Annotated in this window: 13 protein-coding genes and 1 pseudogene; 8 read left to right on the top strand and 6 right to left on the bottom strand. The window is 38.4% G+C overall.

What is annotated here, in order from left to right:
- Positions 1 to 41: 41 nt before the first annotated feature.
- Positions 42 to 1,163 (bottom strand): hypothetical protein, encoded by a 1,122-nt coding sequence (locus tag MKY35_RS22710; RefSeq protein ID WP_342444892.1) that lies wholly within the window; start codon positions 1,161 to 1,163, stop codon positions 42 to 44.
- A 1,489-nt stretch (positions 1,164 to 2,652) separates the two neighbouring features.
- Here MKY35_RS22710 and MKY35_RS22705 point away from each other — a divergent pair.
- Both MKY35_RS22705 and MKY35_RS22700 read left to right on the top strand, forming a co-directional pair.
- On the top strand, positions 2,653 to 3,759 hold the full coding sequence (locus MKY35_RS22705) for a hypothetical protein (RefSeq protein WP_342444891.1): 1,107 nt from the start codon (positions 2,653 to 2,655) through the stop codon (positions 3,757 to 3,759).
- A 53-nt stretch (positions 3,760 to 3,812) separates the two neighbouring features.
- Positions 3,813 to 4,685, top strand: coding sequence for a copper amine oxidase N-terminal domain-containing protein (locus MKY35_RS22700; RefSeq protein WP_039275280.1), 873 nt, complete (start codon positions 3,813 to 3,815; stop codon positions 4,683 to 4,685).
- A gap of 167 nt (positions 4,686 to 4,852) precedes the next feature.
- Here MKY35_RS22700 and MKY35_RS22695 read toward each other — a convergent pair whose 3' ends face one another.
- Positions 4,853 to 5,311, bottom strand: a complete 459-nt coding sequence (locus MKY35_RS22695) for a regulator (RefSeq protein WP_342446694.1) — start codon at positions 5,309 to 5,311, stop codon at positions 4,853 to 4,855.
- Between the two features lie 77 nt (positions 5,312 to 5,388).
- On the opposite strand from MKY35_RS22695, the gene MKY35_RS22690 reads away from it, so the two are divergent.
- Positions 5,389 to 5,679, top strand: a complete 291-nt coding sequence (locus MKY35_RS22690) for a hypothetical protein (RefSeq protein ID WP_051718108.1) — start codon at positions 5,389 to 5,391, stop codon at positions 5,677 to 5,679.
- A 260-nt stretch (positions 5,680 to 5,939) separates the two neighbouring features.
- On the opposite strand, the pseudogene MKY35_RS22685 reads toward MKY35_RS22690, so the two are convergent.
- The 3 genes and pseudogenes from MKY35_RS22685 to MKY35_RS22675 form a co-directional block, all read right to left on the bottom strand.
- Positions 5,940 to 6,175 (bottom strand): annotated as a pseudogene (locus MKY35_RS22685) (Tn3 family transposase); the annotation flags it as partial.
- A gap of 125 nt (positions 6,176 to 6,300) precedes the next feature.
- A complete protein-coding gene (locus MKY35_RS22680) occupies positions 6,301 to 7,152 on the bottom strand; it encodes a radical SAM protein (protein WP_322253076.1) in 852 nt (283 codons plus the stop codon).
- A 120-nt stretch (positions 7,153 to 7,272) separates the two neighbouring features.
- The gene (locus tag MKY35_RS22675) at positions 7,273 to 7,713 is read right to left on the bottom strand and encodes a nuclear transport factor 2 family protein (RefSeq protein ID WP_342444890.1); all 441 of its coding nucleotides are present in this window, start codon (positions 7,711 to 7,713) and stop codon (positions 7,273 to 7,275) included.
- A 137-nt stretch (positions 7,714 to 7,850) separates the two neighbouring features.
- On the opposite strand from MKY35_RS22675, the gene MKY35_RS22670 reads away from it, so the two are divergent.
- From MKY35_RS22670 to MKY35_RS22655, 4 genes are all read left to right on the top strand, one after another.
- Positions 7,851 to 8,744 (top strand): helix-turn-helix transcriptional regulator, encoded by an 894-nt coding sequence (locus MKY35_RS22670; protein ID WP_342444889.1) that lies wholly within the window; start codon positions 7,851 to 7,853, stop codon positions 8,742 to 8,744.
- A 118-nt stretch (positions 8,745 to 8,862) separates the two neighbouring features.
- Complete coding sequence (locus tag MKY35_RS22665; protein ID WP_342444888.1) at positions 8,863 to 10,191, top strand: replication-associated recombination protein A; 1,329 nt, start codon at positions 8,863 to 8,865, stop codon at positions 10,189 to 10,191.
- Positions 10,192 to 10,238: 47 nt separating this feature from the next.
- Complete coding sequence (locus MKY35_RS22660) at positions 10,239 to 10,586, top strand: MmcQ/YjbR family DNA-binding protein (RefSeq protein WP_029516804.1); 348 nt, start codon at positions 10,239 to 10,241, stop codon at positions 10,584 to 10,586.
- Between the two features lie 74 nt (positions 10,587 to 10,660).
- Positions 10,661 to 11,086 (top strand): MaoC family dehydratase, encoded by a 426-nt coding sequence (locus MKY35_RS22655; RefSeq protein WP_104497168.1) that lies wholly within the window; start codon positions 10,661 to 10,663, stop codon positions 11,084 to 11,086.
- A 945-nt stretch (positions 11,087 to 12,031) separates the two neighbouring features.
- Here MKY35_RS22655 and MKY35_RS22650 read toward each other — a convergent pair.
- A complete protein-coding gene (locus tag MKY35_RS22650) occupies positions 12,032 to 12,175 on the bottom strand; it encodes a helix-turn-helix domain-containing protein (protein WP_342444887.1) in 144 nt (47 codons plus the stop codon).
- Positions 12,176 to 12,771: 596 nt separating this feature from the next.
- On the opposite strand from MKY35_RS22650, the gene MKY35_RS22645 reads away from it, so the two are divergent.
- Positions 12,772 to 13,176: a TnsA endonuclease N-terminal domain-containing protein gene (locus MKY35_RS22645; protein WP_342446693.1), complete on the top strand. Its 405-nt coding sequence runs from the start codon at positions 12,772 to 12,774 to the stop codon at positions 13,174 to 13,176.
- The last annotated feature ends 430 nt before the right edge of the window (positions 13,177 to 13,606 follow it).

Below are 13,606 nucleotides of genomic sequence, written 5' to 3'. Positions count from 1 at the left end.
CAGATTCCTCCTCATCCTTATGGTATTTAATCAGCCATGAACTACAGGTTGATATCTTTGATGCCAAACCTGGAGAGCTTATGCACAACCTGGTCAGCGGACGGCGCATTTTCAATAATGATCTTCACCACTTCATCAGCATCATCAACAAGACGGATATAGCGTTTGAATTGCTCCTCGGTCATGTTTTTTGAAACAACGAAGAGCTGTTTGAGCAAGTCCATCACGGGAACGTGTACTTTTCCATCGGGGACTTCAGGGACCTCCCAGAAATTACGATCCAGAAATAACATTGATGTAATCGGGTTGGGGAGGTTGTCTTTCTTGCCGCGGTAAAAAATTTGCGCAGCATCCTGGAACACCTCTTGAATCGTACCCGCCCTCCCCTCGGAAAAAACAATACCGCAAGATGCCAATGATAGAAGGACGTCTTCCCGTGTACTGTTGAGAAAGTACTTTGCTACGTGGGTTGCAAGCGGTGTGAACGGTTCGTGTCCATAATGCCAGGTTGGTACAGCCAAACTGTTATTGATGGGGGTGAGTTGGTTCTTAAGCTCCTGGGCAATCTCCCAAGCAGGGAGCATCCATGCGTGGAGTTTGCTCATTAAGTCTTCATTGATAGTCCACATATTTTCTTTGTGTTCGAGGATGTACTGCATGTCTACCGGAAAATCGGCATATGCTTCATGCAATCTTTTGATGGCGGAAGTAAGCTGATCTGCGGAGCGTCCGGCATAAAGCGCCCCCAGATGCGTTGCTTCCATACAACCAGGTCCGCCGCCGCTAACGACGATAAAGCCGGATTCAGAAAGCTTCTGGGCAATGTGTGCAACCTTGCAGTATGTCTCGCTGCCGCGCGGCTCCTTGTGCCCCCCCATAATGGAAACAGGACGTCTCCCGGATAGCATCTCGTTGGCCAAAAATGACCTCAGTCCAAGCCCGACTGAAGCGTCATGCAAGGCTTCCATCATAGCGGCGTAAGGGTCCGAGACGGCGGTGAGTCCTTTTTGATGGAAATATATAAGGTTTTGAAAATCCGGGGTCACTGACACGCTGAGCGTGTTATGGGGATCAAAGTTCTTATATAATTCATCCGGGTTATATAGCCCACTGTGTATTGGGTTAAATGGGGGATGCCTGATCACTTCAGCTGTTTTATTCATTGTTCGCTCCCAATAATTGTTATTTTAATGTCGTTTTTCTACTGCAATGGTATGGAAAAGTCACCCATCATCTCAGTGGAATGCCGCGGTCTACCGCTAAAGTACCGGTTATCGCGGTATTTGCAGAATCTTAACTTTGAAGGGTTCTCAATTCGACAGGATCGAATTGGTTGTTTCCACAAGTATTCTAACCGAATGTATTTGCAATAATTCATTTGAAATTTATTGTCACTACGAATCGGTATGCGGGTAGGCCAATTAGCGGAAAAGGAAGGGTCAAGATGCGGTTTGACTGAAAAAAAGTTATAAATCACCAAAATGTACAGTACAATTGGAAGTGTAAAAGAATACCACCTCAAGTGGATACTTTTGAATAGGTCCAATGAATCCGAATTTGTATACATTTTCTCAAGTCATAAAATGTAAATAATTTTATACGCGTACAAACATTGTAGTAGCAGCTTCTACAACACCTGCAGAAAGCGTCCCTAGAAGCATGTTTGCTACGTTACCGAGCAGGGTAGAAACTACTGCAGCAGGCAGAAGGGGTAGAGGTTGACCCGGGGAAGTGATACGATGTTTCGATCGGTCAAGGCACGACATTGATAACGGGCCAGAGCACGACACGTCTGATCCTTTTTAGCTTAGGAGTAGCTACTTCGTGGGTATCTGTTCATTATCCGTTCCAAATCCCATTCGTTCTATTTTTCAGCCTATCAAAATTTGAGAGACGGGTGTAAAGGAATACAACAGAGCTTTATCCAATTTATAACAAGAAATAAATAATCTAATTGGTGGTGAGTGGGGATGGAGAGAGTAGATTATGTTTTGAATCAGCTCCGCAGCATAATACCTGATGGCACAGGCACAGAGAAGGCTATGGTTGCTGGCGATATATCATAGGATGGATAGGAGAAAGTAGACAGAAGAATAAATTGACCTTGGAGGAAGTGCATGACCTCATGGCTGCATATGACCTGTTTCTTCGAGAATCTGAGAAATAAAATGTGATCAAGGGGGACAAAACCCAAACAAGGGTCGAAAGGATTGACCAGAATCTTTTACGAATATTCGCACGACAACAGTACATATAGCTTGTTACTTGAATTTTGTCAAAAATTGGCTCGGGGGGTTGCACCCACCGGGCTATTTGTGTCGTTGCCGTAATACTTTTTTATCTTTTTTAGTGTCCTATTGAAAAAAATCTTTGGATTTATTAGAGGTGGCAATAATTACCAGAGATATTCCAACTTTTATAAAGAAATGTAAAGTAACAAATGATTCTTCGATTAAATGTCATTTGTTTAATGTGTATGGCAAAAAGGAGGATAAGGTATGTCATAAGAACAATATGAAACTGATGTATTTTTCATGAGAGGAAGAGTGTCACACTACAAAAAAATACAAAAATTTTACATGGTTGTAGTGTACATTTATTCCAGAAACGCGTAAGGTATATTTGTGTAAAAAAAGAGAGGATGGAAGAAGAATGAAATTTTTTAGTTTTAATGGTAAAATAAAAAAAACAATGTTAGTGGTCCCTTTGCTTGCAATGACAGTCTTTCCGTGTTTTACGGGTGCGGAAGGCGTTTCGAATCAGGAATTAGCTAAGCCGGCTTCTGTCTCAGATGATACTTATAAGGCCACTGAAATTGGAAAGTATGGTGTTGAGCCCGAATTGCTAGACTCTAAAACTTTTATTGATCCCCATATCACCGGTACTGATAGAGCTATCATTTTAGATGTAATGAAAGACATACCTGCTGAAGAAAGAACCAATGTAGTATACATTCGAGATGATGGAGAGATTTTTGCAAACAAGCCTGAATTATTGAAGCAATGGTCAAATGCAGAGCAAATAGGAGAAAATTTATTTAAAACTAAAGAAGGACAAACTATCGCTGCTCCAAAGCAAACATGCGATCTTACACAATCTTTCTCAACTCAAAATGTTTCATGTGCTTCTTCTGATGGACCATATAGAAAGGTTCAATCAAATACCGGATACTCATGGTTTTCTGGATATGTATATCTACCTTCTCAAAATAGAGGGCAAATGCATGATGAGAATAAACCTGGAGGAAATGGTGATACAGCCCACATTTATACAGGTGGAATTGCAGCAAATGAGGTTGATGCGGGTTTTTTCCATCAGCCTACAAACGATAACTGGGCAATGTTCATAAGACAGAATGGCTATTCATATGGTCCACTCTTTGAATCGGGCCAAAATATATTTTTGAAATTTTATGTTCCAACGTCTGATAAAGTCGCTTTATATGCAGCGGGTTCCATGGTAGGTAGTTCTCAAAAAGATACCACTGTGGTAAGAGATGTTAGGGGTTGGAATACTAGTGGCTATAATCAATCTATTAAACGATTGACAACTATAGCGTCTAAAGTAGGTTCTCCACATTCTGGATCGTTTATTAACGGAGTTCACTGGTACAATTCTTATATTGGCACAAGCTCAACAAATAATTCTCCGTGGACTACATCGTCACAAACTGCAGGATACTGCAATGTACCGAGTTCGCAAGTTACAGCTTCATTTATTAATTCTGGTGAAGAAACTGTAAATATTAGAGTTCCGTAAATGTTTGCAACAAAAAAAGACCTTGCTTCGTTATATGAACGGGGGGTAAAAAAATGAAACGAAAATATTTTTATAGAACGGCTGTATTATCTCTTGCAGTTCTTGTGAGTGCTATATTTGGAACCTCTTCTTATAACGCTAATGCAGCACCGATTAATCACTCTATTCATGTCAAAGGAACCTCTTTGCTCAAAGTGAATGATTATGATGTTTTGTACTGCGCACCGATTGGTCCCTACGTTAATGAAGAAAAACGTCTCATGGTTCCGCTTCGTTCCGTTGCCGAGCTTCTTGGCGCGAAAGTTGATTATAACGGTAAACTTCAGGAAGCAAAAATCAGGTGGAGTTCAAATGAAATTGTGTTTCAAAAGGGAGCAAAAACATATAAACTGAACAATACTCCAGCACAGATGGACACTCAGCCCGAAGTGATTCAGGATGCCTTTGTCATTCCGCTTGGAGTATTACTGAGAAGTATGAATATCCCGTTTGAGTACAGGAACAACAAAGTGATTTTAAAAAATCCGGCTTTTGACCAAAGCAAGACTTTTCAAAGAGTAATAGAACTGGACCAAGGAAGATTCATTCTTGACAATCCTTCTGCACTGGATATTCAAAATTTCAAGCTTGTGGAAGAGAAAAACTCAGCAGGCGAAACCAGAGGGAGTATTACGGTGAGTGGATTAAATCGGACAGGCTCTACGATTAGAGAAGGGAAAGAAGATTTGCACATCATTGGCTATTTTAATCAAACGGTGGATATGGATGCAGACTTCGCGTCTATAGATCTCCCGGATCGAAAACGTCCAAAAGTTAATCCGGAAGGCAGCGTGTCTCAAAGTCTGTCGTATCTCAAAATAAATGACCCTTTGCAGTATATATTAGCTGCCGGAAGAACAATACAAACGAAGAATGAACGAAAATAGTAATTTAATTATAAATGGCATGGAGCTGAACCGCATCGATCGTTTAATATGGCCATCCAGTGGCCAATAAACAGATCGGCGAGCAGCAGTTATCACGCTGGCTTGAAAGTAGCTCCTATAAAATCTGAAGGCTCCTTAAAATAGGGAGCCTTTTTCAATTCTGCTGTCTACAGTAATTTTTTAAGTTGCGAAACACGCCCTTGCGATATACCAAGTTGTTTAGCATATTCTTTTTGGGAGGCGTTTGGATCTGATTCAATAAGCCTTCTAAGCTTATCAAGCATTTGCGGTGCGGATTGATACATTCTTTTTTTAGTTTTCGGATAAACATGATCTGCAGCTGCTGGATAGGGAGAAGGTAATTTACTGGAACCTGGATGACTCTTCAGCTCGCGAATGCAGTTTACACACATAAATGAGTCTCTAAAGTAAGTTAAGCCCTCCAATGATCCGCACAGCATGCAAGCAACTCCAATATACTTCCGAAGGCAAAGAATACCCGCCTCTTCATCAAGGAAGAATTCAATGGGATCGTCTATCTCGTAATCTAGCACTCTCCGCATTTCTTTGGGAATGACAATACGACCTAGCGCATCTAAGGGACGTGTCATACCTGTACTTTTCAATGATTTCACTCCTTTTCACCCCTAATAATAGCAAATAATTCAAGAGAATGGTGTGAATTTACATAGAGGCAGACAATGTGAAAGAATTGCAACTTGTTATTGAGTACGTGGAGCTGCCCTTTTTGTTGACGATACTGGAGCTGAATATCAAGAAGATAAAGGAATCAAATTTTAAGCTTGGCCCTCTGTTCGAGCTACACATGAGGACGATGCAGGATCGTGTATCAAAGGAACAGTACCGTGTACGCCAGGAAATGAGAAGGCGCGGAATCAAAGTTCTGGAGCAAAGTCAAAGCGGATACAGAAATGCGGCTTGCAGAATATTTGGGCAAGAGCTAGTACACAACTTTATTGTCTGTACACATTAATGTTGTGTGTACAGACAATAAAGTTGTGTACTAGACATTAAAGTTGTGTACTATTATTAATGACAGATAACAAGAATATTTCTTCTTAGTAAGTATTTAACAAAAGCCCGATGAGCACGTATCATCGGGCTTTTTATTAAATTCAGAGGGTGACTGCTTAGGTTTCAATCAGAGCGAATATGAATTGCATAACAAGTCAAAAGCTTTTGAATCCTTTCCTGTTAGCGAAATCTGCGCAAATTCATTAAACCAAAGACTTAATCGGTGAACCGGCTGTATCCGTATAAAGCACCTCGATGGCCAAGTCCGTTTCATGGTGGAGCAAACCGTCGATGACGTGTACGGCATCCCGAGTGTTCGTATTGATGACTTTCGTGTAGAAAATGGAAAATTGGTTGCTCACGAACCGATAAATCGTAGCTCTTTTTCCCGTCCCGTAATGGGGATTCGCATCACCGTGAAGCGTCGAAACTCCAATATGGACGTAAATTCCATCAATTTCATTATTTCACATACAAAAAGAGCAGCCAGTTTAGTTGCTCTTTTTGTATGTAAAACATATTGAGTTTTCATCAATTGAATCTCCTAATAGAGAATATTACTGTCCCATTTCCTTGCAGATTAATCAATTGTACATATTTTCCCCTTTAGAGGATACTCTCTACTAGAAGATAAGAATATAATCTTTTCGTCAAAATATTTATTAAAATAGTTGTTCGTTTTAAAATGAATATCAGGCTGATACCATTTAGAAAACCCATTTCGCTGAAACAACAAAGGCATACCCAATTGCTCGGATCGCTTCCCCTTTAAACCATCTCCAATGTTCAGCGAATCAATATATATTCGATCAACAATCCCTTGTAATCTTTTGGGGAAATCTGGCGTGAAGGGCAAAAGAGGAGAAATGGATGCCTGTGTAGCAATTCCTGCTGCATGGACATTTCTAAGAGCCTTTAAGCGCTGGTTGATCCCTGGAGCTAAAGGTGCAAAAAGTCGCTTTACATCTTCTCGGTCTGTTTCAATAGTCATAGAAACTAATAACTCACAACGTTGTTGTAATTCTAAAAGTATATCGAGGTCTCTAACCACCAGAGGACTTCTTGTTTGGATTTGAAGGAAATCTGGTGGAGATTCAATCATCTCCGTTAATATTTTTCTTGTGATCTCAACCTTACGCTCCATGGGTTGGTATGGATCTGTAGCAGTAGACATGAATATATTGATAGGTTTATTTCTTCGGCGAAGACTATTAATTTCTTTACTGTAGTTTTCAACAGCGTTAAGTTTAATATCAATCCATTCTCCCCAAGGAATATCTTTATATTTTTGAATGGGCATTTCTCTAACATAGCAATAACTACATCCAAAAGCACAACCACTGTAAGGATTCAAAGAGTGAGTAAATCCAACAGTAGATGCTCCTTTGGTTTCGCTCAAAATTTTTTTTGCCATCGTATTATCAATCTGCATGTTAGATACCCCTTCATTTTAAATATTTACATAAATGAAATTCCGAATGAACAGAAACTCCCTCCACCAGTTCAACTGATAAAGGGAGTTTTAATTAATTATAGTAAAAGGTGTGTGTATTTAGAACGCATCAAGACCCGATAAAATCCCAGGATGACGGACAAAAGACCAATGGGAATGTACTGTGCGCCATTCGCCATTAATTAAACGAAAAACTTCAGTAGTATTCCAACTTTTTTGAAGTTCTTCTTGTCCATCTTCTCCTGCTACGTAATTGTGTAAATTATAACTCAACACTGCCAAATCACCAGCTTCACTGACAGCGACATCTGGATTGAGATATTCACTCCGAATTATATTAGGATTTTTATAGCGTGACAAAATATGTTCTCTCACCGTTGAATTACCTACAATAAGTTTTTCAGCCACAGGATCGAAGTATGAAATATCATCACTGTAACTATCCAGGTATCCATAGCAGTCTCCTTGATTCCACCGTTCATTATTGGCGCGTTCTATATTCAATACAGTTTCAGCTACTTCTTTGATATTTACACTCATTTTTTTGCTCCTTTTTTTTAGATGTTGGAAGTGATATGATCATTTTAGGTCATTCAACACAAATGATAAAGGCAAAACCGGGAAAATAAATGATACTTTTCGGACATTCTACATTTTAAGTAAAGGAGGTTTATGTAGTGGTTCGCATATCAAAGCAGAAAATAAATATAGAACGTCTTAAATATCAACCTGTACTACCTTATCCATACGATGTAGAAATTTTTCGAGTCTCTGATCTTAAACAACGGACACCCAAAGAAAGGATGAGTGTAACTTATAGATATGAATTCTATATGCTTATATGTGCTACTCAAGGTGAGTGTATACAATGGGTCGATTTTGAGCCGATTTCCTGCAGCACAGGAACCTTTCTTGCCATATACCCAGGTCAGGTTCATAATTTCGGACATGATGAGAATTGGGATGGTTGGATTATTTTGTTTCGTTCGGAGTTTCTTATACCTAACACATCAACATTAAATGAGCTTAAACTAGCTTTTGATTTTGAAAGGCTACCAAGCATTCTAAATTTAAATCATAATGAGTTGCGTCGTAGCATCGCTTCTATCGAACGAATGATCGAAGACTTGTTGATTGAAGGGACAGAAGAAGATATTCATATGTTGTTGCGTTACCAACTCTACGCATTTGTAACTTGGCTCAGTATTCTTCATAAATGCAAACGGATGAATGAAACAATAGATTCTCAAACATCGCTGCGTTTTATAAGCTTCCAGAAACTCGTTGAGAAATACTTCGCTAAGTTGAGCCATGTCAGTGAATACGCTACTCGTCTAAACTGCACGGAAAAAACTCTAACTCGAGCAACTATGGCAGCAGTTGGAATAAGTGCAAAGGCTTTCATTTCGGCCCGGATTAATCTTGAAGCAAAACGTCTGCTGATGCATACGGACTATTCTATTAGTGACATTGCGGAAAAGCTTAACTTCAAGGAAGCCACACACTTTAGTAAATTTTTCAAACGTGAAACAGGTTGTACGCCTGCAGAATTTCGACAGCAGCATCTTTGAAATTATTAACTTACTCGAGTGTCTACTACCTTTCATATTGAATAAAACACTAATTGTAGTTATATATAATGTCATCTTATGAACTCTTTTAAAATATGTTGTTTGAGGAAGTGATTTTATGATCCAAGGATCTTTATTTGATGACGAGTATGATCAGGGACGGCCTTTAGCAAATCGGGTACGTCCACAAAATTTAGAAGAATTTGTAGGTCAAAAACATTTGCTTGAACCCGGAAAAGTATTACGTGAAATGATTGAGAATGATCAAGTTTCGTCTATGATTTTTTGGGGGCCACCAGGAGTGGGAAAGACAACGTTAGCTAAAATAATCGCCAATCAAACCCAATCTAAATTTATTGATTTTAGCGCTGTGACTAGCGGTATCAAAGATATTCGTAGTGTCATGAAAGAAGCTGAAGGAAACAGGCAATTAGGCGAGAAAACACTTCTATTTATTGATGAAATTCATCGTTTTAACAAAGCACAGCAGGATGCCTTTCTGCCTTATGTGGAAAAAGGAAGCATTATATTGATTGGAGCAACAACCGAAAATCCATCGTTTGAAGTGAATTCAGCCTTGCTTTCTCGTAGTAAAGTGTTTGTGCTTCATCCGCTCAATCATGCAGATATTTTAGAGCTATTGCAGAAAGCATTAGCGAACCCAAAAGGGTTTAATAATCAATCAATCGAGATCGAAGACGGCGTTTTATCAGCGATTGCTGAATATTGCGATGGAGATGCCAGAGTAGCTTTAAACACACTAGAAATGGCTGTATTACACGGAAAAAAGTCAGATGGAGCCATTGTAGTGAATAAAAATGATTTAGTACAAATATTAAATCGCAAGTCATTATTATATGACAAAAATGGTGAGGAACATTATAACATCATATCTGCTTTGCATAAGTCGATGAGAAATAGTGATGTTAATGCTGCAATTTACTGGTTATCGCGCATGTTGGAGTCCGGAGAAGATCCATTATTTATTGCTCGAAGATTGGTCAGATTTGCAAGTGAAGACGTTGGTTTAGCAGATAACCGAGCTTTGGAGATAGCAGTAGCTGTTTTCCAGGCTTGTCAGTTCATTGGTATGCCAGAGTGCGATGTACATCTAACCCAAGCTGTCATTTATCTCACCTTGGCCCCGAAGTCCAACGCAGCTTATTTGGCCTATAGAGCTGCCAAAAAAGACGCCTTGCATTCCGTAAATGAACCTGTTCCCTTACAGTTACGAAATGCTCCGACTAAATTGATGAAAGAACTGAATTACGGGAAAGGTTATAAATATGCCCATGATACTCAAGAAAAATTAACAATGATGCAGACCATGCCAGATTCTCTCATTGGACGGGAATATTACCACCCCACTATACAAGGATCTGAAATGAAATTTAAACAACGGATGGGAGAAATTTCAGCATGGTATGCAAGCCACAAAGAAACCTAATTGCGTTTAATGAATAGATGATCCAATAGAAATCGAGGTAATTCGTCATGACAATAGAAGAAATTATGGAGCATTGCTTATCATACCCAAGTTCATATGAAGATCACCCTTTTGGAGACGGATGGACTGCGATGAGACATCAAGGGAACAAAAAAATTTTTGCCTTGATATACAATCATGATGAGCATCTTTGCGTCAACCTAAAATGCAACCCTGATCATGCTGATTTTTTGCGAAAAGCGTTTGAAGAGGTAAAGCCTGGTTATCACATGAACAAGGAACATTGGAATACAGTAATATTAGATGGTGATCTACCAGAAGATGAAATTCACGATATGGTGCATCATAGCTTCGAATTGACCAAGCCAAAAAGCTCCAAAAAACATACTAGCTAGAGAATAAATTTCTTATTGACAATTAAATTTTGCGGAAGTCATTATGTAAAAGTATCCGTTTCGAGGGGTGTAATATGAAGTTTAATGAATTCTTTGTAGGGCAGCGGTTTGAGACTGATTCTATAAAAGTAACCAAAGAAAAAATTATGGAATTCGCATCTGAATTTGACCCTCAGTACATGCATTTGGATGAGAAGAAAACTCAGGAAGGCATGTTTGGAGGAATTATAGCTTCAGGAATCCAAACATTAGCCCTAACATTTAAACTATGGGTAGAGTGTGGTTTATACGGTGAAGATGTAGTGGCTGGTACTGCTATGGACAATATCCGATTTATAAAACCTGTATACCCTGATGATGAGTTACATGTAGTTGTTGAAGTCATTAATCTAGAAGATAACCGAAAGAATACAGGAATTGTAACTGTGAATTTATCTACTTTTAATCATACGACTCAAAAAATTTTTGAAGGGGATCTTTCTGTAATAATAAAAAAATAACGTATCTTTAAACAAATGAAATTGACGGGATATACCTCATTCAGTATTCCAAAGCGGGGAGAAAACATAGTAGCTCCTATCGTCAGCGCAAAGGAATGCACAAAAGATAATTGTGTCCGTTCAGAGAATGGCTCCTGCAGATGCAGGAGCGGTTTTTGTCTGCAATAACATTCAGTTGGCTGCATCATTGACACAGACCAGCACCGGGAAAATCCAGTGATCTTCTGTTGTGGGGAAGCAAAATTTAAGGAACTCCTGTATGAGAAGATATATCCTTTGAGACATGAAAGAAATTTCATGTGCCACCTTTACTGGATAGAAAAAGAGCTTAAAAAGTACGAAGATCCAGGTTTAGAACTTCTATTAGAAAAATTGTATTCTGAAGAGACATTAGAAAATATAAAAACGGACGCACATTTTAATATAATATGAAATTAAAATAAGTACTTAAATAATATTATTAGTACTATTTTTTTAATGAATTAATTAAAAATACTGGACTTCAGTACACAACTTTATTGTATGTACATAAATGTCTGGTGATAAAAAAGGTGGAACCAGTAAAAAAAGTCTGGCACTAGTCATTTTACAAACATCTAAAAAGATCCCGATAATATATCGGGATCTTTTTAGCTTAGGAGGGCAATTATGTCTACAATAGGCCAACGAATTCGAACTATTAGAAAAACAAACAACTTAAATTAAATAAAGTTTGCAAGTATAATTGGCATTTCTCAAGGAACGTTGAGTGAGCTGGAGCAAGATAAATACAGACCCTCTCTTGATATAATTATAGCAATTAAAGAAAACTTCAATTGCCATATAGAGTGGTTAATCTTTGGAGATACGCCTGTATCAATTGAGCCCACACAGTAGGGAACGTCATTCGATTAGCAATACAAAGTAAATAATCAGTTGTAACGTCAAAAACCTTTGCTAAAGATATTAAATGATTAATTTCAGGCGTGCTACGTTTCGCTCCCAATTAGAAACAACCTGTTTAGTTACCCCGATCTTATTAGAAATTTCCTTTTGTATCCATTCATGGAGTAGTCTCGAATTTTTACATCGCTGTTCCAAAGTATTCATGAATTCATCTCTATTGAGAAAATCAAATAGCTTTTACCCGACCCATCTGCTTACTAATTATACTTACTTATAGCCCATATTATAGCTTATTCATACCCTACTGTACCCTACGAGTAGCCTATGAATAGGCTACGAAGTAAAATATGGCTAAAAATATTACTTTGCTATTGTATAAAGCTGTGAGTTGTTATATTCTACATTTGTATTTTGAAGTAAAACTAAAATATATCTTAGGAGTAGAAAAAGATAACTGAACTTTACTCTGATTTAGTAGTTCTAAAAAGAAGGTGAATAATGAGCAAAATTCGATCAAGTAACTCTATAGCATCTATTCAACGGAAAATCAAAGAAGGAAGAGGTCAAGGCCACTTTTTCGGAATATAAACCTTGGTTGAAGGTACATGATGTACCTTCAATAGGGATAGTTACTCGAATTCTTGGTTGGAAAAGTGGTCGACTTCACCATTATCTGTCTGAACACTTTGAATTGGCACATCATTGCCAAATGGAAGTGGTCAGAGCAAGTGATTGATATTCGCGAACAAATTCCTTTATTACCCCTAGATAAAACCCTCTATATTGCATAAAAGTTAGGCATTAAACATCCAACTGACCCCAAGAATAAGCTTCCCATCATTATGACTACAGATATGTTACTTACAGTAAAACAAGAAGAAAGTATAAAATTTATTGCACATTCTATCAAACCTTCTAACAAGTTGACAAAACGAGTTGTAGAGAAATTACAGATTGAAAAAGAGTTCTTTAAAGACCAAAAGATAGAGTGGGCACTTATTACGGAAAGGCAGATAAACTACAATTTATTCAGGAATGTCGAATGGCTTCATAATGCTAAAAACAACGATAAGTTGTCAAATCACCATATAAATAGTCTCGAAGATAATCTCTATTATGCTTTTCAACAAAGTGAAAAACCATTTGCGAAAGTTACAAGAGAACAAGATAAATTATTTGGTTTACCAAGTGGGTACTGGATATGACTCATCTAATACAGCCTACTCTACAATCCATGATTATTTTAGAAAATAGACGCAAGCGCAAGGATTCGGAGCACCAGCAGAGAATGTATACAGGGAAGATCTCCCAAATTGGCCGGCACCCCGCCTGAATGTCGACACGCGTCGAATTCCTCGATTGATGGCAAACCATTCCCAGCGTTTCTTCTCCATTCGCTCTTTTTAGGCAAAATATTAACACTTTATGTTGGGAAGACCCAATTTAACTAAAGTTTTACTATACATTATTGGAAATTTTGATATAATTCTACCTAGGTCAACCTTCCAATTATGATAGAAAATAGAATTGGATGGTTTTTATACCTGTCCAAGCTGTGCCGCGAGAGACCAGTCCGCTGGCAACCCAGCAAGCTGGCATGCGGAGACCGAAATTGTGGAAAATGACAGACGAGAA

Origin of the sequence: Paenibacillus sp. FSL L8-0638 (assembly GCF_038593075.1) — a bacterium.
Lineage (GTDB): Bacteria > Bacillota > Bacilli > Paenibacillales > Paenibacillaceae > Paenibacillus > Paenibacillus polymyxa_D.
This window is presented reverse-complemented; position numbering and strand designations above follow the sequence as displayed.